This is a genomic window from Achromobacter sp. SIMBA_011, from assembly GCF_046535435.1.
In the GTDB taxonomy this organism is placed as follows: Bacteria; Pseudomonadota; Gammaproteobacteria; order Burkholderiales; family Burkholderiaceae_B; genus Achromobacter; species Achromobacter dolens.
In genome coordinates this window covers 180,928-203,597 of record NZ_JAWRWN010000007.1, presented here as the reverse complement: position 1 = coordinate 203,597, position 22,670 = coordinate 180,928, and the positions used below count along the sequence as shown (strand labels likewise).

19 protein-coding genes are annotated in these 22,670 nt (G+C 67.9%); 8 read left to right on the top strand and 11 right to left on the bottom strand.

Features of this window, described 5'->3' with window-relative positions:
* Window positions 1-59: 59 nt before the first annotated feature.
* The 11 genes from mtgA to mpl form a co-directional block, all read right to left on the bottom strand.
* Window positions 60-794, bottom strand: a complete 735-nt coding sequence (gene mtgA / locus SB816_RS22705) for a monofunctional biosynthetic peptidoglycan transglycosylase (protein ID WP_054478367.1) — start codon at window positions 792-794, stop codon at window positions 60-62.
* Window positions 795-798: 4 nt separating this feature from the next.
* Window positions 799-1,662 (bottom strand): shikimate dehydrogenase, encoded by an 864-nt coding sequence (gene aroE / locus SB816_RS22700; RefSeq protein ID WP_054503408.1) that lies wholly within the window; start codon window positions 1,660-1,662, stop codon window positions 799-801.
* Window positions 1,659-2,558 carry a TonB family protein gene (locus SB816_RS22695; protein ID WP_081273639.1) on the bottom strand — a complete coding sequence of 300 codons (900 nt, stop codon included), beginning with the start codon at window positions 2,556-2,558 and terminating at the stop codon, window positions 1,659-1,661. Before SB816_RS22695 ends, aroE begins: the two co-directional genes overlap by 4 nt.
* Before the next feature lie 38 nt (window positions 2,559-2,596).
* Window positions 2,597-3,685, bottom strand: coding sequence for an ABC transporter ATP-binding protein (locus SB816_RS22690; protein ID WP_410547579.1), 1,089 nt, complete (start codon window positions 3,683-3,685; stop codon window positions 2,597-2,599).
* A complete protein-coding gene (locus tag SB816_RS22685; protein WP_049071111.1) occupies window positions 3,678-5,456 on the bottom strand; it encodes an ABC transporter permease in 1,779 nt (592 codons plus the stop codon). The genes SB816_RS22690 and SB816_RS22685 overlap by 8 nt, the downstream gene beginning before the upstream one ends.
* A 150-nt stretch (window positions 5,457-5,606) precedes the next feature.
* Window positions 5,607-6,704: an ABC transporter substrate-binding protein gene (locus SB816_RS22680; RefSeq protein WP_049071112.1), complete on the bottom strand. Its 1,098-nt coding sequence runs from the start codon at window positions 6,702-6,704 to the stop codon at window positions 5,607-5,609.
* Between the two features lie 188 nt (window positions 6,705-6,892).
* Window positions 6,893-9,379 carry an extracellular solute-binding protein gene (locus SB816_RS22675; protein WP_410547578.1) on the bottom strand — a complete coding sequence of 829 codons (2,487 nt, stop codon included), beginning with the start codon at window positions 9,377-9,379 and terminating at the stop codon, window positions 6,893-6,895.
* Window positions 9,366-10,037, bottom strand: coding sequence for a response regulator transcription factor (locus tag SB816_RS22670; RefSeq protein WP_054503410.1), 672 nt, complete (start codon window positions 10,035-10,037; stop codon window positions 9,366-9,368). Before SB816_RS22670 ends, SB816_RS22675 begins: the two co-directional genes overlap by 14 nt.
* A 1,043-nt stretch (window positions 10,038-11,080) precedes the next feature.
* Complete coding sequence (locus SB816_RS22665; RefSeq protein WP_410547577.1) at window positions 11,081-12,988, bottom strand: ribonuclease catalytic domain-containing protein; 1,908 nt, start codon at window positions 12,986-12,988, stop codon at window positions 11,081-11,083.
* A 66-nt stretch (window positions 12,989-13,054) separates the two neighbouring features.
* Entirely contained in the window at window positions 13,055-13,657 is a 603-nt protein-coding gene (locus SB816_RS22660; RefSeq protein ID WP_175168030.1) for a YqiA/YcfP family alpha/beta fold hydrolase, read from the bottom strand.
* Window positions 13,658-13,704: 47 nt separating this feature from the next.
* The gene (gene mpl, locus SB816_RS22655; protein ID WP_336236176.1) at window positions 13,705-15,075 is read right to left on the bottom strand and encodes a UDP-N-acetylmuramate:L-alanyl-gamma-D-glutamyl-meso-diaminopimelate ligase; all 1,371 of its coding nucleotides are present in this window, start codon (window positions 15,073-15,075) and stop codon (window positions 13,705-13,707) included.
* A 98-nt stretch (window positions 15,076-15,173) separates the two neighbouring features.
* On the opposite strand from mpl, the gene SB816_RS22650 reads away from it, so the two are divergent.
* From SB816_RS22650 to SB816_RS22615, 8 genes are all read left to right on the top strand, one after another.
* Entirely contained in the window at window positions 15,174-15,710 is a 537-nt protein-coding gene (locus SB816_RS22650; RefSeq protein ID WP_144657086.1) for a TlpA family protein disulfide reductase, read from the top strand.
* 89 nt (window positions 15,711-15,799) lie between these two features.
* Window positions 15,800-16,234, top strand: coding sequence for a type II 3-dehydroquinate dehydratase (gene aroQ, locus SB816_RS22645; protein WP_064523178.1), 435 nt, complete (start codon window positions 15,800-15,802; stop codon window positions 16,232-16,234).
* An 88-nt stretch (window positions 16,235-16,322) separates the two neighbouring features.
* Window positions 16,323-16,781, top strand: a complete 459-nt coding sequence (gene accB, locus SB816_RS22640; RefSeq protein WP_054503415.1) for an acetyl-CoA carboxylase biotin carboxyl carrier protein — start codon at window positions 16,323-16,325, stop codon at window positions 16,779-16,781.
* Between the two features lie 9 nt (window positions 16,782-16,790).
* Window positions 16,791-18,137 carry an acetyl-CoA carboxylase biotin carboxylase subunit gene (gene accC, locus SB816_RS22635; RefSeq protein WP_054503416.1) on the top strand — a complete coding sequence of 449 codons (1,347 nt, stop codon included), beginning with the start codon at window positions 16,791-16,793 and terminating at the stop codon, window positions 18,135-18,137.
* A 100-nt stretch (window positions 18,138-18,237) separates the two neighbouring features.
* Window positions 18,238-19,164, top strand: coding sequence for a 50S ribosomal protein L11 methyltransferase (prmA, locus tag SB816_RS22630; RefSeq protein WP_049071128.1), 927 nt, complete (start codon window positions 18,238-18,240; stop codon window positions 19,162-19,164).
* Window positions 19,165-19,187: 23 nt separating this feature from the next.
* Complete coding sequence (locus SB816_RS22625) at window positions 19,188-20,612, top strand: DUF3426 domain-containing protein (protein WP_410547576.1); 1,425 nt, start codon at window positions 19,188-19,190, stop codon at window positions 20,610-20,612.
* Between the two features lie 12 nt (window positions 20,613-20,624).
* Window positions 20,625-21,566, top strand: a complete 942-nt coding sequence (locus tag SB816_RS22620) for a carbohydrate kinase family protein (RefSeq protein WP_054503418.1) — start codon at window positions 20,625-20,627, stop codon at window positions 21,564-21,566.
* Between the two features lie 219 nt (window positions 21,567-21,785).
* Window positions 21,786-22,289: a glycine zipper 2TM domain-containing protein gene (locus tag SB816_RS22615; RefSeq protein ID WP_054503419.1), complete on the top strand. Its 504-nt coding sequence runs from the start codon at window positions 21,786-21,788 to the stop codon at window positions 22,287-22,289.
* Window positions 22,290-22,670 lie beyond the last annotated feature (381 nt).

The window sequence follows — 22,670 nt, the reverse complement described above, 5'->3', positions numbered from 1 at the left end:
GCTTAACAAATCCGGCCGCCCCGGGTGGGCCCGGGCTGTCGAAGCCGCCGGTTTCCGTGTCAGGGAATGTCAACCATCTGCATGCGCCGGGTCAGCGTGTAGACGCGGGAGTTCAGGTAGTTCGAGTTGCGGTGGCTGTCGTAGAAGCGCGGATTCGGCAGCATGGCCGCCAGCCGGGCCGACTGGGCGGCCCCCAGGCTGGCCGCCGGCACGTTGAAATAATGCTTGGCCGCCGCCTGGGCGCCGAACACGCCGACGCCCCATTCCGCCACATTCAGGTACAGCTCCAGGATGCGCTCCTTGCTCATGACGTGTTCGATCATGTAGGTCAGCACCAGTTCCTGGCCCTTGCGCAGGTAGCTGCGGGAACTGGACAGGAACAGGTTCTTGGCCAATTGTTGCGTGATGGTGGAGCCGCCGCGCATCTTGCTGCGTCCGGCCGCTTCCTGCTTCTGGTTGTATTCCCAGGCCTTGCGGATGGCGTCCCACTCGACGCCGTCATGCTCGGTGAAGTTGGAATCCTCGGACGCCACCACCGCCAGCTTCAGGCTGCGGTTGATCTTGTCATAGGGCACCCACTCGTATTTCAAGCGGAAATCGGGGTTTCCATCCTGCAGCCGGGACAGTTCCTCGCGCATCACGGCGCTGCTGCCCGGGTTCTGGTAGTTGTACCAGACCACCAGGCCGAACAGCCAGAACTGGTACAGCAGCACCGCGCACACCAGCGCCATCAGCGCGCCGGTGATGATCCGGAACCAGGAGCGGCGCTTGCCGCTCTTGCCGCGGGCGGCCATCGGCTCAGTTTCCGGCCATGAGCGCCTCGCGCAGCGCGGCCAGCACCGGGGCGGGGTCGGGCCGCACGCCGTGCCAGATGAAGAAGCTCTCGGCCGCCTGGCCCACCAGCATGCCCAGGCCGTCGGCCGTGAGGGCGGCGCCGTCCTCACGGGCCTGGCGCATGAACGCCGTCGGCTGGGCGCCGTACATCATGTCGTAGGCGGCCGCGCCCTCGGCGTACAGGCCGGCGGGCAGGTCGGGAGCGGCGTCCTGCAGCCCGCTGGCGGTGGCATTGACCACCAGGTTCCAGCCGCCGGGCTGGGCGGCGTCGGCCAGCCCGCCGGCGGTGACCCGGGTCTGCGGCTCGGCGCCGGTCTCGCGCCAGCCCTCGGCCAGCTCCAGCGCGCGGGCGGCGGTGCGGTTGACGATATGGATGCGGGCGCAACCGGCCTGTGCCAAGGGTTGCAGCACGCCGCGGGCGGCGCCGCCGGCGCCCACCAGCAGCACCGAGGCGCCGGTCAGGCGCACGCCCAGGCGCAGCAGATCGGAAACCAGGCCCACGCCGTCGGTGTTGCAGCCATGCCAGGCGCCGTCGCGCCAGGACAGGGTGTTGACCGCGCCGGCCAGCCGGGCGCGGCTGGACAGGCGGCCCGCGGCCAGCGTATAGGCATCCTGCTTGAACGGCACCGTCACATTCAGGCCCAGGCCGCCCTCGGCGGCGAAGGCGGCCACGGCCGCCGTGAAACCGTCCACCGGCGCGAGCAGGCGCTCGTAGCTGAGCGGCTTGCCGGTCTGGCGGGAAAACAGGGCGTGGATCTGCGGCGAGCGGCTGTGCGCGATAGGGTTGCCGATCACGGCATAGCGGGCAAGAGGGGACGCCTCGGTCATGGGGCTTGGGTTTCCAGGGTGTCGTTGACGAAATGCCAGGTGCGGGTGATGACCAGCACGTCGGTGTCGCGCGCGATCTCGGGCGGGAACGGCGGGAATGGCGCCGCCAGTTGCACGATGCGGCGGGCGGCCTGATTCAGCACCGCGTGCGGCGACGGCTGGTCGATCTCGACGTCGGCGATGCTGCCGTCGGCGCGCACCGACACGGTGATGCGCAGCGAGCCGTAGATACGGCCACGCGCCTCTTCCGGGTAATGCTGGGTGCCGACCGTTTCGATGCGGGCGCGCCAGGCGTCCAGGTAGGCGGCGTAGCGCGAGGCCTCGGCCGAGGGCGCCACGAACTGCTTGCGCGGCTCGGCGCTGTACTGCTGCACCTTTGCCGCCAGCGCGGCGACCTGGGCGTTCTGGATGACGCTGGCCTGGTCCTCGGCGTCCTTGCCGCGTTCGTTGCCGTCGGGCCAGGGATTGACGGCCTGGCGCTCGGCGCCGGCCTTGTCGGCCGCGCGCAGTTGGGTCATCAGGCGGGCCTGTTCGGCCTCGAGCTGCACCTGGCGGCGCCGCATGGCCTCGAGCACGATGGTTTCGGCCGAGGCGCCGGTCTGGGGCAGCGGGGTGGTGGACAGGCCGCGCTCGGCGTTGCCGCCGCCACTCATCTGGTTCTGCGCCTGGGCGCGGGGGGTATCGGGCGGCGTCTCGCTGCGCGCGTTCAGCAGCACCACCTCCAGGCTGGTCGCCGGGGGCCGCGACAAGGCGGGCGCGCCGAAGCGCCACGCCAGGGCGCCGGCGTGCACCAACAGCGAAATCGCGAGGCCGATGCGCAGGTAATGCTGGGCGGGCGCGCCCAGCCACCGCAGCGGACGGCTCAGCGGGGGAGGGGAGTCAGCGACGTGTTGCACGCACGCATTGTAGAGCCACTCCGCCCGCCGCCGTCACCTTACTTGGTCGGGCGCGGGAACACCCAGACCTTGTCCGCCGGCAGGGCCAGGCGGCAGGGGCCGGGCTCGCGGCCCTCGGGACCGTAGGCGCGCAGCGCCAGCGTGTTGGCCGGATCCGCGTCGGGGGTGCGGAACAGGTATTCCCAGCGGTCGCCCAGGTACATGCTGGTCAGCAGCGGCATGTCGATGTGGTTACCGTCGGGGGCGTCCGCCAGGCGGACCTGTTCGACCCGGATCACGGCGGTGGCGTCCTGGCCCGCGGCCACGCCTTCGCCGGCCTTGCCCCACAGCGCCCAGCCGCGGCCCTCGATGCGGGCGCGGCCATCGCGCACTTCGGTGACCTTGCCGTCCAGGCGGTTGTTGCTGCCCATGAACTCGGCGGTGAACAAGGTCTTGGGCGCGCCGTACATCTCCTGCGGCGTGCCCTGCTGTTCGATCTTGCCGTTGTTCAGCAGCAGGATGCGGTCGGAAATGGCCATGGCTTCGCTCTGGTCATGCGTCACCATCAACGCCGACAGGCCCAGGCGGATGATCAGCTCGCGCAGGAAGGCGCGGGCCTCCTCGCGCAGCTTGGCGTCCAGGTTGGACAGCGGCTCGTCCAGCAGGATCACGGGCGGGCTGTAAACCAGGGCGCGGCCGATGGCCACGCGCTGCTGCTGGCCGCCGGACAGCGCGTGCGGATGGCGCTGGCCCAGCTTGCCCAGGCCGAGCTGGTCCAGCACCGCCTGCACGCGTTCGCGCACTTCGCCCGACGGCACCTTGCGCAGCTTGAGCGGGTAGGCGACGTTGTCGAACACGGTCTTGTGCGGCCACAGGGCATACGACTGGAACACCAGGCCGAGGTTGCGCTCTTCGGCCGGGATCTCCTGGCGCGCGGCGCCGTCGTAGACGGTGCGATCGCCGATGGTGATGCGGCCGCGCTTGGGGCCTTCCAGGCCGGCCACGGCGCGCAGCAGGGTGGTCTTGCCGCTGCCCGAGGGGCCCAGCAGCGACACCACTTCGCCCTGGCGCAGTTGCATCGACACGCCCTTGAGCACCGGGTTGTCGCCGTAATCCAGGTGCAGGTCTTCTACAGAAAGCTCAATCATGAAGTTTGACTCCGAATCGCAGGGCGATGCCCAGGCCGATCACGACCAGAACGATATTGATGAAGGAAAGCGCGGCCACGATGTCGATGGCGCCCGAGGCCCAGAGCGACACCAGCATGGAGCCGATGGTCTCGGTGCCGGGCGACAGCAGATAGACGCCGGTGGAGTATTCGCGCTCGAAAATCAGGAACATCAGCAGCCACGAACCGATCAGGCCGTACTTGGCCAGCGGCACGGTGACGTGGCGCGTGACCTGGCCGCGGCGGGCGCCGGCGCTGCGGGCGGCTTCTTCCAGTTCGGGGCCGACCTGCAGCAGCGTCGACGAGATCAGCCGCAGCCCGTAGGCCATCCACACCACCGTGTAGGCCAGCCACACGCTGAAGATGGTGCTGCGCATGGAACGCAGCCATTCGACGAAGTTCTCGCGCGCCCACTCGGCGAACGGCAGGCCCGACAGCCAGCCGCCCAGGTCGGCGTCGAGCGCGTTGTCCAGCCACATCGGCACGAACAGGAACACCCACAGGAACGCCAGGCCCGCCAGCAGGCCCGGCACGGCGCGCGGCACCAGCACGCTGTAGTCCATGAAGCGCGTGACGTTGTCCGGCTTGCGATGCATGGCCAGGCCGACGAAGGTGTAGCAGATCACCGCCAGCGCGCCGCCGAACACGCCGATGGCCACCGAGTTGACGATCGCGCGCATCAGGTTGGGTTGCGAGAACACGGTGCGGAACGCGTCCAGCGACAGCACGTCGAACAGCGACACGCCCATGCCCCAGTTGGACACGAAGGCGCGCAGCAGCACGCCCAGCAGCGGCACCACGATGGTGACCAGCAGCCAGAACGCCACCACGCCGCCGGCCACCCAGCGCCACTTGCCCAGGGGCAGCGGACGGGCGCGCGAGGCCTTGCCCTTGACGGTGACGAAGCGGTTGGCGGTGCGCATCAGGCGGCGCTGCAGCATGACCAGCGGGATCGTCATGCAGATCAGCACCACGGCCACCGCGGCCATCAGGTGGTACGACGGGATGCCGAGCTTGTTGGTCAGCTTGTACAGGTAGGTGGCCAGCACCAGGTTGCCTTCGGGGTCACCCAGCACCAGCACCAGGCCGAACACTTCCAGGCCCAGGAAGAACAGCAGCACCGTGGCGTACAGCATGGCCGGGCGCACCATCGGCAGGCTCACGGACACCATCACGCGCAGCGGCGAGGCGCCACTGACGCGGGCCGCTTCCTCGACGTCCGAGCCCATGCTGCGCAGCGCCGACGAGATGTACAGGTAGGCGTGCGGCACGTGCGTCAGGCCGGCGATGATGACGATGCTGGTCAGCGAATACACATTCCAGGGCACAAAGCCCAGGATGTTCTGCGCCCAGGTCGAGAAGAAGCCGACCGGGCCCGCCGCCACCACGTAGCCGAAGCCCAGCACCATCGGCGACACGAAGATCGGCACCAGGATCAGCGGTTCGATCCAGCGCCGGCCCGGCAGGTCGGTGCGGATCATCAGGAACGCCAGCATGCCGCCCAGCGGGATGGCGATGATGGCCAGCCCGAACGCCAGGATGAAGCCGCTTTTCAGCGCCTTGTAGAAATCGGGGTCCGCGAAGATGAAGCGGAACGCATCCAGGCTGAAGACCTTGGACGGCGAAAAGAAGGGCGCGGATAGAAAGCTCTGGATGATGATGAACGACAGCGGCACGTAGATGGCCAAGGCTGTGATCAGCACCACCACGCCGCGTGGCAGGGACTGCCATTTTCTGCGCAATGACTGCATGGGGAAAATCCTGTTATCTCGATAGACGCGGGTCGCGCCCACTGGCCATGAACACCCGGGCCACGGGCGGCCTGGCGGGCGGCGGTGCTACGCCCTCCCGCGTGCTTGCGGCCGGGGGGCGCGCGGCCCCCGGCGGTACCGGCGACAGCCTTACTTGCCGGCGGCGGCGCGCCAGTCCTTGATGAACTGCAGGCGCTTGTTCTGCTCCAGGTAGTCCAGCAGCGTCTCGTTGACCGGGATCGGCTTGAGCGAGGCGCCCAGCTTCTTGGTCATGCCGTCGACGTCGTTGTCGCCTTCGATGTCGTCGCGGACCGAGGCCAGGTCGGCCTGGTTGGCCATGATTTCCTGGCCCTTCTGCGACAGCAGGTAGTCCATCCACAGCTTGGCGGCGTTGCGGTTCTTGGCCTTCTTGCTGATGAACGCCACGCGCGACAGCACCAGCGCGTAGTCGGTCGGGTAGGCCACGCCCAGCGACGGGTCGGTCTTGGCGCGGGTCTCGGCGTACGAACCCAGGATGTTGTAGCCGATCAGGTTCTCGCCCGACGACACGCGTTCCATCATGGTGCCGGTGGACGACTGCACGATCAGGCCGCCCTTGGCGATGTCCTTGAGCGTCTCGAAGTACTTGGGATCGTTGGCCTTGTCCTGCACGGCCAGCATGAAGCCCACGGCCGACTTCTCGATGTCGTAGGTGGTGACCTTGTTCTTGAACTTGTCCGGCTGGCTGGCGATCAGCTTGGCCAGGGCGCCGTGCGTGGTCGGCACTTCGTTGGCGGGGATCAGGCGCTTGTTATAGATGAACACCGCCGGTTCGTAGGTGGTGCCATAGGCCGAATCCTTCCACACCGCCCAGGCCGGCAGCTTGGCGATTTCCGGCGACTTGTACTGCAGCGCGTAGTCGGTGGCCAGCTTGAGGGCCGAGTCCATCGACGAGCTCCAGACGATGTCGCCGCTGCTGCCGCCCGCCGCCTGCTCGCTGATGTAGCGGTTGTACAGCTCGGTGCTGTTCATGTCGTTGTATTCGACCTTGATGCCCGGGTACAGCGCTTCGAAGCCCTTGATGATGGGGCCGGCGGCCTTGGTGTCGGTGGTCGAATAGATCACGACCTTGCCTTCCTTCTTGGCGCCGTCGAGGATCTTCTGATAATCGGCCGGGTAGCCCGCGGGAACCGTTTGGGCGTAGGCGCTGCCGGCGGCGATGGCGAATGCAGCGGCGCAGGCGGCCGCCAGTCTGGACTTGGCAAGCATGTCTTGTCTCCGTTTGGATTTGGTATCGACAGGCGCAAGGGCCTGCTTGGCGCCCATCTTAGGTTTCGGCGTCTGTCGTCGTCCTGTCATGGCGCGACAGCCGGGATAGGGGTAATCCCGGTGTCCGCGGCGGGCCGCAGGACCGATGGCCCGCTCGCGGACGCGGCGGGAGGAGGGGTCGCCGCGCCCTAGGGCCGTTCAGGCGTGTCGGTGACCAGCCGGATCCAGTTCTGCACGAAGCGCGAATGGCGCCGCTGGTCCAGCCCTACCAGCAGCGCGGGCGACAGCACCACCGGCTGCACGATGCCCTGTGAGCGCGCCAGCACCGCTTCCGAGGTCCAGCGGCCGGGGGTGTCTTCCATGATCGACCCCAGCGCCGCGTGGCTGGAGGCCACCTGCTGGCCGGCCGGCGACAACAGCCAGTCGACCAGCGCGCGGCCCAGGTCCGGGTTGGGCGCGCGCCGCGCGATCAGCACCGAGCGCGCCAGCACCAGCACGTAGTCCTGCGGGAACACCACGCCGATCTTGCTGCCCGCCGCCTGGCGCGACAGGGCGTAGGAACCGAGGATGTTGTAGCCCAGGTCCATCTCGTCGTTCTCGATGGCGTCGAGCAGTTCGGCGCTGGTGGCCGACAGCCGCACGCCGACCTGGCCGAAGGCGTTGGCCAGGCCCCAGAAGTTCGACGACACCAGCTCGTCCTGCTCGGCCATCAGGTAGCCCACGCTGCTGCGCGAGATGTCGTAGGTGCCGACGCGGCCATGCAGCCGAGCACGGTCGTGCTCCAGCGTGCGCAGCAGGTCCTGGCGCGAGCGCGGCACCGTGGCTTCGGTGTAGCGCTTGGGGTTGTAGACGATCACGGCCGGCTCGAAGGTGAAGCCGTAGACCTCGTTGCGCCACACCGCCCACGAGGGCAGCTTGGCGGCGTAGGGCGAGGCGTAGCGCTGGGCATAGCCGTCGTTGGCCAGGCGGATCTGCAGGTCCGAGGCGGAGCTCATCAGCACGTCCACGTCCTTGAGCCGGTCCTCGATGGCGGCCTCGTACAGCTCGCGGCTGCCCATCTCGCGGTAAACCACCGTGACGTCGGGCCGCTGCGCCTGGAAGCCAAGGATCAGCGGCGCCACCACCGGCGTGTCGGTGGGCCCGGCGATGGTCAGCACGCGCGACGACGGCTGCGGCGCGGGATAACGGGTGACGACCTCGGGAATCCCGGCGGCGCGCACGTCCGCGGGCGCGGCGGCCAGCAGCAACAGCGTTGTGCCGATGGCCCCGAGCAATCCGGCCAGGGCGCGGCCCGCGCGCTGCCGCGCCAGCGGCAAGATGACGCGCGCCGACAGGCCGCCGCCGGGGCGGTCCTGCAGCCACAGCGAGCCGCCATGCGCCATGGCCACCGAGCGCACGATGGCCAGGCCCAGGCCCGAGCCCGGCTGCGATCCGCCGGCGCGGCCGCGCGTGAAGCGTTGCTGCACGGCGTCCTTTTCGTCGTCGGCGATGCCCGGGCCGCGGTCGGACACGGTCAGCGCGACCCGGTAGCCCGCCACCGGCGTCGCCTGGATATCGACGGTGCCCTCGGGCGCATAACGCAGCGCGTTGTCCACCAGGTTGCGCAGCATTTCCCGCAGCGCCACGCGGTCGCCGGCGATGCGGGCGCGCCGCACCTGCGACGCGATTTCGATGCGTAGCCGCTGCGCCTCCAGCGGACCGATGCGGCGGCGCGTTTCGTTGATGGTCTCGGCCACGCCCACTGGCGCCCGCGCGCCCTTGCCCAGCCGGTGCGTGATGGTGGCGTCCATCAGCAATTGGTTGATCAACTGGCTGGCGTGGGTGGCGTTCAGGTGGATGCGGCCCAGCCGTTCGCGCAGGCGCTTGGGATCGGTTTCATCCAGCGCCACCTCGGCCTGGGCGCGCAGCGAGGCCAGCGGGGTGCGCACCTGGTGCGCGGCGTCGGCGACCAGGGTGTTGAGGGTGTCCATGATGCCCGACAGGCGTTGCATGAAGGCGTTCAGGGCCTCGACCAGCCGCCGCACCTCGGTCGGCACCGGCGTCACCAGCGGCGCCAGGTCGTCCGGCGCCCGCTGCCGCAGTTCGCGTTCGATCACCGCCAGCGGCGCGAAGGCGCGCTGCACGCCGAACCACAGCAGGCCCAGCGCCACCAGCGACACCACGACCAGCGGCAGCACGCTGCGGCCCAGGATTTCGTCGGCCAGCTCCTCGCGCGACCCCAACGTCTCGGCCACCCGCACGGTGACCCAGCCGGCATGCTGGCTGGCCGACACCAGCCGTCCCACCGTGGCCACGCGCACCGGCTCGTCGTGGTAGCTGAGGTAAGTGAAGACCGGGGTGGCCGACTGCGCCAGCGGCAGGCCGGGCGCCAGGTCGGCATAGCCCGTGATGAGCCGGCCGTTGGACGCGCGGGCTTCGTAGAACACCCGTTCGCTGCCCGACAGCATGGCCAGCGACGATACCGGCGGCTCGACGGTGACGCCGTTGTCCTCGATCTGCACGGAGCCGGCAATCGTCAACGCCGACGCCGCCAGCAGCCGGTCGAAGGCCTGCTCGGCGGCGCGCTGGGCGTAGTCGCGCAGGAAGAACACCAGCCCGATCAGCGCGCAGGCCAGCAGCACCGCGCCCAGTGTGAAGACGCGGCGGCGGATGGAGGCGCTTTCAGGCAGGCTCATGGCTGCGGGCCTGGTAGCCGACGCCGCGCACGGTGACGATATCGACGGAGGCGCCGGCCAGTTTCTTGCGCAGGCGCGAGATCAGCAGTTCCAGCGCGTTCAAAGATCCGTCATCCAGGTCGAACAGTTGGTTCATCAGCCGTTCCTTGGCGACGGTCTGCCCCAGCTTGCCCAGCAGGATCTCCAGCAGCCGGAACTCGCGCCGGCCCAGCTCCAGCGGCGCGCCGGCCAGCGTGACGTGGCGATTGGCCAGGTCCAGGCTCAGGTTGCCGTAGGCGGTCACGCTGCTGGTCTGTCCGGCGGGGCGTCGCAGCAGGGCGCGCAGCCGGGCTTCGAGTTCGCGCAGGTCGAAGGGTTTGACGAGGTAGTCGTCGGCGCCCAGGTCGAGCATGTCGATCTTGTCTTCGATTTCGGAACGCGCGGTGACGACGAGCACAGGCGCTTCGAGCCCGGCCGCGCGCAGTTCGCGGATCACGCTGAAGCCGTCCTTGCCGGGCAGGTTGATGTCCAGCACCAGCGCATCCCAGGTCTCGTCCAGCCCCCAGCGCAGCGCGGCGACGCCATCATGCACCCATTGCACGCTATGGCCCGCCGAGCGCAGCTTGCTCTCCACGGCATCGCCCAGGTCGAGGTTGTCCTCGACCAGCAGAATGCGCATGTCCGTCCTCCGATATCGATTGTGATTTTTTCGGGAGTTTAACGGGAGGCTTTGGTGCTGTCGCTGTCGGGGAGGCTGTGGTGTTCTTTTGGCCGCCCGTGGCGTCGGCGGCCGGTGGGGCGCGGGGCTACGATTGCGGTCCGGAGCCTTCGCTCCGGACTTCCCCGTTGTCAACCTCGTACGCCTTCGGCTCCCTACGGTTTCCCTCGGGCGCATCTACACGCCCCGCGCCCCACCGGCCGCCGACGCCACGGGCTACGGCGTGATCACTTCACCGGCGCGGGGGCGAATCGTGTGCTTGGCGTTTTGGTGGAAGACCGAGTCGGGACGGAAGATTTTGCGGGGCCGCCAAAACCGGCCGCGCGGGCGGCCTTCTTTGGCATTTGGGGAGAGGTCGGGCGAGACGCTGAGGAATCGGAGAGGCAACGCCGGCGGTACTACGTTTGGAAGAGTCCGGGACGCATCGGGCGTTGTCTTCCGTGGAAAGGATCCGCGATGCATCGGGCGTTCTTCTCCCGTGGAAGGATCCGCGATGTATCGCCAGACATCTTCCCCGTCAGCCGTTCTTCCCCAGTCAGTATCAGGCGCGCGCCAAGCCCGTCACGCGCAAGCCACCCTCCATCGCGCGCCGCCACTCTCTCCCCCCCGACTGGACGGCCCCCCAAGCAAGCCACCCGCCACCCGCGCACAGCGTCATCAAGCCAAGCCAAGACACCGCGTAAGTTGCGGGCGGCCGCCCGCGCGGCCACCCGCAACGGGCATCAGCAATCTCGTGAAGTTTCCTCGCTCTTGCAGCGCCACAGGCCAAGAAAAACGTAGCTCGTCTGGCAGGCGGCCCGGGCGGCGGGCAACCTCGATGCGCCCGACGGAATCCGAAGGCAGCCGCCGGCAGGCGGCAACGAGGATGAGGCAGGGGAAGTCCGGAGCGAACGCTCCGGACCGCAATCGTGGGCGCCCGCCGCCCGGGCCGCCTGCCAGACGGGCGGCCTAAGAAAGCCCCCCGCCGCCAGCAGAAACAACCCAGCGACAAGCCAAATACCGCCCTAGGCAGCAGCCTCTTCAGCCGCCGGCCCCACCTGCCCCACATACCGGCAATCCAGCTCCAGCGACAACTCATCCATCCCCAGGATCTCCACCTCCACCGCCGTCCCGCGCTCCAGCTCGGGCATCCCCCCGATGCGGGTCACGAGCGGGCAGTTGGCGAAGCGCACCAGGTCTTCGCGCAGCACGTGCGCCACGGTGCGGGTGATGTTGTGCTGCTTGAGCCAGCGCAGGCACCAGTAGCGCTCCATCGCGCTCTGGAACTCGGCCCAGGCCGCGTATTGCGCGTCGAACGCGCCGATGATCGCGAACAGGTCCGCGTCGCGCGGCTTGAAGGGGGCCACCAGGCGCGCCGAGACGCCGTGCTCGACCGCGGCGATCAACTGCCACTGGTTCACCAGGTCGACGTAGCGGCGCAGCGGCGACGTGCTCCAGGCGTATTGCGGCACGCCAATGGCTTCGTGCGGCAGCGCCTGCGTGCTCATGCGCACGCGGCCGGCCTGTTGCGAGCGGTAGATGCCGGGCACGCCGTGCTGGTTCAGCAGGCCGCCCCACAGATTGTTGGCCAGGATCATGTACTCGGCCACCATCCGGTCCAGCGGCGCGTTGCGCTGGCGCGGCACCAGGCGCACCGGGGTGTCGGGATCGTCGGGGTCGCCGTCCAGGTAGAAGCTGTATTCCACCCGCGAATTGTTCTCGGGCTTGCCGCGCACGTTTTCGCGCTGCGCCGACAGCGCCTGCGCCAGCTTCCACAGCGGGCGCAGCCAGTGGCCGTAGGGCAGGTCGGTGGAGGCGTCGTTCAGGCTTTCTTCGGTGACCTGGGCGTCGAGCATGTTGTGGCGCAGGTTCTCACGCACCACCACGCGCTCCAGGCGCGTGTCCGACTCGATGACCTCGCCGGTTTCCGGGTTGGCCGTCACGTACAGCGACAGCACCGGCACCTCGCGGCCGGCGTCCAGCGAGAACGCCTTGATGACATTGTCGGGCTGCATCGGGATCTTGTCGCCCGGCATGTAGACGGTCGACAGGCGCGCGCGCGCCAGCTTGTCGAACTCGCTGTCGCGTGTCACGGTCAGGCCGGGCGCGGCCACGTGGATGCCGACGCGCAGATTGCCGTCGGGCAGGGTGGAGACCGACAGCGCGTCGTCGATTTCGGTGGTGGTGACGTCGTCGACCGAGTAGATCTCGGCATCCGACAGCGGCAGGTCACGGTCGAGCGGCGGCAGTTCCAGCTCGGGGAAGGCCAGGCCGCGCGGGAAGTTCACCGCCAGGAAGCGGCGCTTGTGCAGGGCCAGCGCGTGCGGCCAGGCGCCCAGTTCCAGCAGCAGGCGGTCGGGGCTCTTGCCGAGCTTGGCGCAGGCGGCGTCCAGTGCCTTCCATTGCTGCGAATTCTTGTCGGGCCGGATCAGCAGTGATTCGGCCGCCTGGGCGATGGGCTCGGGCAGGCGGCCGGCGGCCATCTCGTCGACCCATTCCTGCTGCTGCTCGGCCTGGCGCTGTTTCTTTTCGAGCGCGGCCAGGGCGGCGGCCAGGATGTCGGGCGGGGCGGGGCGGTAGCTGCCCTTGCCGCGGCGGTGGAAATAGGCGGGCGCGCCATGCAGGCGCATCAGCAGCGCGGCCTGTTCCACCGGGGTGGGGGCGTGGCCGAAGTAATCGGCCGCCAGCGCGGGCGAATCGAATTCTTCCTGGGGCGCGCATTCCCAGAGGAATTGCAGATCCAGGGTTTCGGCCAGCGCCGCCGCCTGGGCCATCAGCGCGGCCGGTTCGGGCGCGGCGAAATTGAACAGCGTGTTGGCGCGCTTGATCTTGCTGCGCTTGCCCGACTCCGACTCCACCTGCAGGCTGGCGTCGGTTTCGGACAGGATATGGCCGGCCTTGAAGCTGCCGTCGTCTTCGTAAAACACATACATAGTGAGGGTCGTCCTGGGCGGCGCGCACGCGCCGCCTTGCGCAGCTATCTATCGTTGATGTCAGTGTTATTTGGGGCCATTCGGCGTGGAGCCTAGGGCGAATTCGAGCACCTCGGGCATCCAGTCGGCGAAACCGGACAGGCCATGGTCGCCGCCTTGCACGATGCGCTGGCGGCAGCCGGCGTAGCGATCACGCATCTCACGCCAGTCCAGCACCTCGTCGCCCGTCGCCGCCACCAGGAAATACCGCTCTGGCCGGGTGATCCGGCCGACGTGCAGGGCGGCCAGTTCCTCCACATATTCCGGCAGGAACATGAACGGCGCGTCGGAATGATACATGCGGTGCTCGCCTACCTGGGTCGCCAGGTCCCGCGCGGCCTCGACGGCGGGGTTGAGCAGCACCGCCTTGCAGCCCAGCGTCTCGGCCAGCCAGGTGGCATAGAAACCGCCCAGGGACGAACCGATCACGGTCAGCGCGAGCGGGTCGGGGGCGCCTGTCAATTGCTCGCGGGCGATGCCCAGCGCCAGCTCGGCGGCCTCGCGCGGGCTGGCCGGCAGTTGCGGGCAGGTCCACGCGCCGGCCAGCCCGCGGGCGGCCATGGCGTCGGCCATCAGGCGGGCCTTGAAGGAGATCGGCGAGGACCGGAAACCGTGCAGGTAAAGAATCATTGGGTGCCTTTCCGGTGGGGCGGGGGCGCGGATGGAGGCGCCCGGCCTCAGCCGCGCGCCTCCAGGGCGGCCAGCAGCTTGCCGTGGATGCCGCCGAAGCCGCCGTTGCTCATCACCAGCACCTGGTCGCCGGGTTGCGCGGCGCGCGTCACGGCGGCCACCAGGGCGTCGATATCATCGTAACTGGAAGCGCGTTCGCCCAGGGGCGCCAGCACCTGCGCCGGATTCCAGCCCAGGGCGTGCTTGCCCTCGCGGGCGCCGAAGCAGAACACCAGGTCCGCGTCGCTCAGGGAGTCGGGCAGGCGCGCCGCCATGGCGCCCAGCTTCATGGTGTTGGAGCGGGGCTCCAGCACGGCCAGGATGCGCGCCGGCCCGACCTGGCGGCGCAGGCCTTCCAGGGTGGTGGCGATGGCGGTGGGGTGATGGGCGAAATCGTCGTAGACCTTGACGCCGTTGACCGTGCCGCGCAGTTCCATGCGGCGCTTGACCCCGCCGAACCGGCTCAGGGCCTCGACGCCCTCGGCGGCCGGCACGCCGGCGTGCTCGGCGGCCGCCAGCGCGGCCAGCGCGTTCATGCGGTTGTGTTCGCCGCCCAGGGTCCAGCGCACGCTGCCCATGCTGGCGCCGTCGCGCCGCACCTCGAAGGCGCCGCTGTCGTCGGGCGTGCCCGCCTGCCAGGCGCCATCGGCGCCGAACGTGACGATTTCGGACCAGCATCCGCGCGCAATCACGCGGTCCAGCGCTTCGGAGCGCGCCGGGCGGATGATGCGGCCGGACGCCGGAATGGTGCGGACCAGGTGATGGAATTGGGTCTCGATGGCCGCCAGATCGGGAAAAATGTCGGCGTGATCGTATTCCAGGTTGTTCAGCACCGCGGTGCGCGGGCGATAGTGCACGAACTTGGAACGCTTGTCGAAGAACGCCGTGTCGTATTCGTCCGCTTCGATCACGAACGGGCGCCGCGCCGGATCATAGCGCGCGGACACATGCAGATCCTGGGCCACGCCGCCGATCAGGAAATTGGGTGCCAGGCCGGCGGCTTCCAGGATCCAGGCCAGCATCGAGCTGGTGGTGGTCTTGCCGTGGGTGCCGGCCACCGCCAGCACGTGGGCGCCCGGCAGGATGTTGTCGCCCAGCCATTGCGGGCCGGACACATAGCGGGCGCCGGATTCCAGAATGGCTTCCATCAGGGGATTGCCGCGGCTGACGACGTTGCCGATCACGTACAGGTCCGGCTTGAGGGCCATCTGTTCGGGGCCGAAACCCTCGATCAGCTCGATTCCCTGTTCGGATAGCTGGGTGCTCATGGGCGGATAGACGCCCGCGTCGCAACCGGTGACCTTGTGGCCGGCGGCGCGCGCGATCAGCGCCAGGCCGCCCATGAACGTACCGCAGATGCCAAGAATGTGCAGGTGCATTGAAAACTCTCCTGTCCTGCATTGTATATATAGGCGCAGGTCAAGCCGGCACGGCGGGCGATGCGGCGAAAACCGGCCGCAGCGGTTATGATCGCGCCATGAATCGACGCCTACTCCTTTCCGCCGCCGTGGCCGTGGCCGCCACGGTCGCGGGCGGCTACACCCTGCTGGGGCGCAACAAGTCCCGGCAGGCACCCGCGGCGCCCGCCGCCGAGGATCCTGTCGCCGCGCTCATGCAGTTGCAGTTGCCCGACCTGAACGGCGCGACGCAGTCGCTGGCCGCCTGGAAGGGCCAGCCCATCGTGGTGAATTTCTGGGCCACCTGGTGCGCGCCGTGCGTCAAGGAGATGCCCGAACTCGACGCGTTGCAGAAAAAATACCCGCAAATCAAGTTTGTCGGTATCGGCGTGGATTCTGCCGCCAACATGCAAAAATTTGTCGAGAAAGTACAGGTTTCGTACCCGTTGTGGGTCATTGGCGCCGGTGCCATCGATACCCTGCGCAAGCTGGGAAATCCTAGCGGTGGCCTGCCATTTACCATTGTTTTCAATGCAGATGGCAGCATTAACCGGAAGATATTGGGTGAAATCCAGCCCGACGACCTGAATCAAACGCTCTCTGGTTTGAAGGCGTAAGTCTGTTGGACAAATAGTAGGAATTGGCGTAAAAAGCTGGTTTATCGGCTGTTTTGCCAACAATTGGCAATCCACTCTCTGGCAAGCGCATGGCGCAAAACATACTGGTATTGCATGGCCCGAATCTGAACCTGCTTGGCACCCGGGAACCCCATATCTACGGCAGCCTCACGCTGCCCCAGATCAACGAGGGCCTGGAGCGGCTGGCCGGTGAATTGGGCGCCACGCTGACCGCGTGGCAAGGCAATCACGAAGGCGCGCTGGTTGACCGCATCCAGGCGGCCCGGCAAGACGGCACCGATTTCATCATCATCAACGCGGCGGCATATACGCACACCAGCGTCGCGATCCGCGATGCGCTGGCCGGGGTCGCGATCCCATTTATTGAAGTACATTTGTCCAACCTGTATAAGCGAGAGCCCTTCAGGCATCACTCATATCTGTCCGACTTGGCGGTAGGCCTCATCAGCGGCCTGGGCGCGGACGGCTACGAAGCGGCGCTGCGTTACGCAGTGCGGCACTGATCTCGCACCAACTCTCAGCTTTTACATCTTATATGGCGCGGACCCGACGATCGGGACGTTGCCGACACTATCTCGGGAAGCAGCTTTTATGGACCTTCGAAAACTCAAAACCCTGATCGACTTGGTGGCTGAATCGGGCATCGCCGAACTGGAAATCACCGAAGGCGAAGGCAAGGTTCGCATCGTCAAGTTCTCGCAGACCCTGCAGCCGGTGGCCTACCACCAGCCGGAAGCTGGCGTCGCCGCCGCGCCCGTGGCCGCCGCCGCGCCCGCTCCCGCTCCCGCCGCGGCCGAAGCCGCCCCGGTGGTCCAGGGCCACGTGGTCAAGGCGCCGATGGTCGGCACCTTCTACCGTTCGCCGAACCCGGGCGCCGCGCCGTTCATCGACGTGGGCGCCACGGTCAAGGAAGGCGACCCGCTGTGCATCATTGAAGCCATGAAGCTGCTCAATGAAATCGAAGCCGACAAGTCCGGCGTCATCAAAGAAATCCTGGTCGAAAACGGCGAGCCCGTCGAGTACGGTCAACCCCTGTTCGTCATTGGCTGATAGCTGAAAATGTTCGAAAAAATCCTGATCGCCAACCGGGGCGAAATCGCCCTGCGCATTCAGCGCGCCTGCCGCGAGCTGGGCATCAAGACCGTGGTGGTGCACTCCGAAGCGGACCGCGAAGCCAAGTACGTGCGCCTGGCCGATGAATCCGTGTGCATCGGGCCTGCGCCGTCGCGTGAAAGCTACCTCAACATGCCGGCCATCATTTCGGCGGCCGAAGTCACGGATTCCGAGGCAATCCACCCGGGTTACGGGTTCTTGTCCGAAAATGCCGACTTCGCCGATCGCGTCGAAAAGAGCGGCTTCGTGTTCATCGGTCCGCGCCCCGACACCATTCGCCTGATGGGCGACAAGGTCAGCGCCAAGCGCGCCATGATCGAAGCCGGCGTGCCGGTGGTGCCGGGTTCCGAAGGCGCGTTGCCCGACGATCCGCAGGAAATCATCCGCGTTGCCCGCGAAGTCGGCTATCCGGTCATCATCAAGGCCGCGGGCGGCGGCGGTGGCCGCGGCATGCGAGTGGTGTACACCGAGGCCGCGCTGCTGAACGCCGTCACCATGACGCGTTCGGAAGCGGGCGCCGCGTTCAACAACCCGGAAGTCTATATGGAGAAGTTCCTCGAGAACCCGCGCCATGTGGAAATCCAGGTGCTGGCCGACGGCGGTCGCAACGCCGTGTGGCTGGGCGAGCGCGATTGCTCCATGCAGCGCCGCCACCAGAAGGTCATCGAGGAAGCGCCGGCCCCCGGCATCGCGCGCCGCCTGATCGAGCGCATCGGCGACCGCTGCGCCGACGCCTGCCGCAAGATGGGCTACCGCGGCGCCGGCACGTTCGAATTCCTGTATGAGAACGGCGAGTTCTATTTCATCGAAATGAACACCCGCATCCAGGTCGAACACCCGGTCACCGAGCTGATCACCGGCGTCGACCTGGTGCAGCAGCAGATCCTGATCGCCGCCGGCGAGAAGTTCACGCTGCGCCAGCGCGACATCACCTTCAAGGGCCACGCGATCGAGTGCCGCATCAACGCCGAGGATCCGTTCCGCTTCGTGCCCAGCCCTGGCCGCATCACCAACTGGCACACGCCGGGCGGCCCGGGCGTGCGTATCGATTCGCACGCGTTCAACGGCTATTTCGTGCCGCCGAACTATGATTCGATGATCGCCAAGGTCATCACCTACGGCGACACGCGCGACCAGGCCCTGGCACGCATGCGCACCGCGCTGTCGGAAATGGTGGTGGAAGGCATTTCCACCAACATCCCGCTGCACCGTGAACTGCTGCAGGACGCCCGCTTCATCGAAGGCGGCACCAGCATCCACTATCTGGAAAACAAGCTGGCCCAGCGCCCCTGACCAGCACAATAGGGGCCCGTGGCCCCTTTTTTACTGCCTTAACCGGGCTGACCGGGCCGCGGCGCATGCCGCGGCCCGTTGGCCAGATGGAAGAATCATCATGCGTGAACTCGTGCTCCATTGCCAGGAGGCGCAAGCCGAGGCCCTGTCCGACGCCCTGCTGGAAGCGGGCGTGCTGTCGGTGTCCGTCGAGGACGCCGACCTGGGCACCGACGACGAGCGTCCGCTGTTCGGCGAGCCGGGCACCGAGCCCGACGTGCAGGCCTGGGAACGCAATCGCGTCGTGGCCTTGCTGCCGGACGGAGCCGACCCCGCGCAGATCATGGAAGAAGCCGCCGCCGCGGGCGAGCTCGACCCGGCGCTGTTCGCCGGCTGGAGCCTGCGCGACGTGCCGGACGCCGACTGGGTGCGCCTGACGCAATCGCAGTTCGGCCCCATCCACATCGCCGAACGTCTCTGGATCGTGCCCAGTTGGCACCGCGACAGCCCGGACGTGCCGGGCCTGGAAGCGGCCGCGGCCGAGGATGGCGCCATCCATATCGAACTCGATCCGGGCCTGGCCTTCGGCACCGGCAGCCATCCGACCACGCACCTGTGCCTGGCGTGGCTCGAAGCCGAGCTGCCCAAGGGCGCGACGCTGCTGGACTACGGCTGCGGCTCGGGCATCCTTGCCATCGCCGCGCGCAAGCTGGGCGCCGGCCCGACCCAGGCCGTCGACATCGACGCCCAGGCGGTGCAGAGCACGGTCTTCAACGCCGAGGTCAACCACGTCGAACTGCAGGCCATGTTGCCCGACGGCCTGGCCGACGGCACGTTCGAAGTGGTGGTGGCCAACATCCTGTCCAACCCGCTCAAGGTGCTGGCGCCCATGCTGGCCGGGCGCGTCGCCGCGGGCGGTCACCTGGTGCTGTCCGGCGTGCTGGAACGGCAGGCCGAGGAAGTCGCCGCCGCGTACGCGCCCTGGATCGCCATGTCGGTCTGGCGCGCCCGCGACGGCTGGGTCTGCCTGCACGGCCAGAAGGCCTGAGTCCGTTTCCGCCGGATCGCGCCATGGCCCTGACCACCCGCTGCCCGCAATGCGGCACGTCATTCAAGGTGGTGCCCGACCAACTCCGGGTCCGCAACGGCCTGGTGCGTTGCGGCGCCTGCGCCACCGTGTTCGACGGCCGCGCCTGCCTGCTGCCTGAGGCGGGCATACCGGCATCGGGCGTACCGGCATCGGGCATACCGGCATCGGGCGTACCGGCATCGGGCGTACCGGCCGCGGTTCCGCCGCCCGCCGCGATCCCGCCCGCCGCGCCCATTGTCTCGCCGGTGAGCGCCGCGCCGGTCCTGGCGCCACCCGCCCAACCGGCCGATGAACCCCCGCCTCTGGTGCGGCGGCCGTCCGCCGAGCAACCCCCCGTTGCCCCCTGGGACGACCTGCCCGACGAACCTTTCCTGGCGACGCCGCGCGAAACGGCGATCCGGCCCGTCACGCCGCCGCCCGCTGTGCCGCCCGCAGTACCGCCCGCGGTGCTGCGCGGCCGCGACGATATCCGCCGCCGCATCGAACCCGACGCCGCGCTGGCGCAAGAGGGCGATGACGACGAAGACGAGAACGAAGACCTCGATCGCTACGACGATGAGCCGCGCCTGGCCCGGCAGCCGCGCTGGCAGGAACCCGCCGCGCCGCGCGACGAGCCCATCGTGGCGGTGCGCGACAGCGCGCGTTGGGATGCGCCGCACGTTGCCCGGCCGGCCGAGCCGGTCTTCGTGGTGCGTGACGATGCTGCCGATTCGCGCCATGACGATGACGAGGATGGCCGCGACGGGGATCGCGACGACGATTTCGACAGAGACCACGACGACGTCAATGACGGGCGCGGCGAGGACTCGCCGGAACCGATCCTCGGCGACACGCGCACCCGCTACTCCAGCGCCACCGACGTCGGCCGCGCGCCGCCCGAATTCCTCGACCAGGACCGCCAGGAGCGCCGCGGCCTGCTGCGCAAGCTGTGGGGCTATGCCTGCCTGCTCGGCCTGATCGCGCTGGGGCTGCAACTGCTGTACGTGTACCGCATCGATATCGCCAACTCCGTGCCCGTCCTGCGGCCGGCGCTCGAGACCGTCTGCAAGCCGCTCGGATGCACGGTCGGCTACGCGCGCCGCCTCGAGCGGATTGCCATTTCCTCGTCGTCGCTGCAGCCGCCCACGGGCGCCGCCGCCATCGACGACGGCCGTACCCGCCTGGTGTTGAACCTGGTTCTGCGCAACCGCTACGACAAGCCGCAGCACTGGCCCGCGCTGGTGCTGGACCTGACTGATTTATCGGACACCGTGGTGGTGCGCCGGGTGCTGATGCCCGAGAATTACCTGACGCCCGAGCAGTTGCGCGGTCCCTTCGGACCGGCGGGCGAACTGAAGATTTCCGTGCCGATTGAAGTGACCGGCGTTCAAGTCAACGGCTACCAACTCGACAAGTTCTTTCCCTGAAGGATGACATTCATGGCAACCCCTGTTCTGGTCTGCGGCTCGATGGCGTTCGACACCATCGCGGTGTTTGAAGGCCGCTTCAAGGAACACATCCTGGCCGACCGCATCCAGTCCCTGAGCGTGTCGTTCCTGGTTCCCAGCATGCGCAAGGAATACGGCGGCTGCTCCGGCAACATCGCCTACAACATGAACCTGCTGGGCGGCAAGCCCGTGCCGGTGGCCACCGTGGGCGAAGACGCCGGTGAATACCTCGAGCGCCTGGACGGCCTCGGCATCGACACCAGCCGCGTCAAGGTCGTGCCCGGCACCTTCACCGCGCAGTGCTTCATCACCACCGACCTGGACGACAACCAGATCACCGCGTTCCACCCCGGCGCCATGTCCTTCTCCGCCAGCAACGACCTGAGCGGCGCCAAGGCCGCCTGGGGCATCGTCGCCCCGGACGCCAAGGAAGGCATGTTCGCCCACGCCGAGCGCCTGCATAAGCAGGGCATCCCGTTCATCTTCGACTTGGGCCAGGCCATGCCGCTGTTCGACGGCGCCGACCTGGAGCGCATGCTCGACCTGGCGCAGGCCCTGACGGTGAACGATTACGAGGCCGGCGTGGTCGAGCAACGCACCGGCCGCAGCATGGCCGACATCGCCGCCAAGCTGCAGGCGGTGGTGGTGACCCGCGGCGCCGAGGGCGCCACGCTGCTGACCGACGGCAAGACCATCCAGATCTCCCCGGTGCGCGCGGCCCAGGTGGTCGACCCCACCGGTTGCGGCGACGCGCAGCGCGGCGGCCTGCTCTACGGCCTGACCAGCGGCTGGAGCTGGGAAGACAGTTGCCGGCTGGGCAACGTCATGGGCGCCATCAAGATCGCCTCGCGCGGTCCGCAGAACCACGCGCCCACGCGGGCCGAGATCGACGCTCTGCTGCACGCCACCTACGGCATCCATCTGCCGGCCTGAACTCCCCGTCGCCCGCCCGGGGCCGTTGCGGGAACCTGAAGCGGCCGGGATGGTCGAATTGCAGACGAGAGACCGGCCGCGGCGTGAGAATGCCGCGGCCGGTTTGCAAATCCGTTTTCCGCCCGTGGCGGTGAGTTTCAGTGTGTTGCACGTTAGGCTGCCGTCCTGTCTGGGCAGGGTATGATCGGATCGTCGGCAGTGCCCGATCGAGGAGTCCAAATGAACCAAAGCAAAACCTTTTCCTTGTTGACGCCGCGTACTGGCCGGTGGTTGGCCGTGGCTGCCGTCGTGACCTCGATGGCTGTCCTGGGCGGTTGCGCCAATCGCAGCGCGTCCAGCGGTGTGTATAGCTATGATCAAGCCCAGCGCGAGCAGATCGTTCGCACGGGCACCGTAACGGGCGTGCGCCCGATCGTCATCCAGAACGACAAATCCAGCGGCGTCGGCATGCTGGCTGGCGGCGCGCTGGGCGGCGTGGCGGGTAACGCCGTCGGCGGCGGCACGGGCCGCACCATCGCTACCGTTGGCGGCGCCATCCTGGGCGCCCTGGCGGGCAATGCGGTGGAAAACCAGGTTGGCAAGAATTCCGGCTACGAAATCACGGTTCGTCTGGATAACGGCGAAACCCGAGTCGTGGCCCAGGAAGCCGACGTGCCGATCAGCGTCGGCCAGCGGGTGCAGGTCATCAGCGGCGCCGGCCCCACGCGCGTCACGCCGATGTAAAAGGTTGGGTCCCCAGCCAGAAGAAAAGCCCGCGAAAGCGGGCTTTTTCGTTTTGGGCGGTCGTTGGGGCGCGGTCAACGAGGTAGGGGACGGGTGGCGCGCGGAAATCTGTCGTTCCGCTGCAACGCAGCACCCGGTGTTTACCCGCAAGCGTTACGTTTACGCGCTTTTTATAGCGATTTGGTCTGTAAGTTTCATGGCGATTCGACGCTTGTAATGCCATGATTGCATCCGTGAGCGATCTCGCCGCCTGATTTTGATGTAACCAAGTGCATCGGCGCGACCCTCCAGGATGCTGTAAATGTCAGTCGATTTTCAGCGATTTTTTGTATACTCGCCGTCCTGTATCTCGGGGCGGGGAATATTTTGCCGACGAGGCAA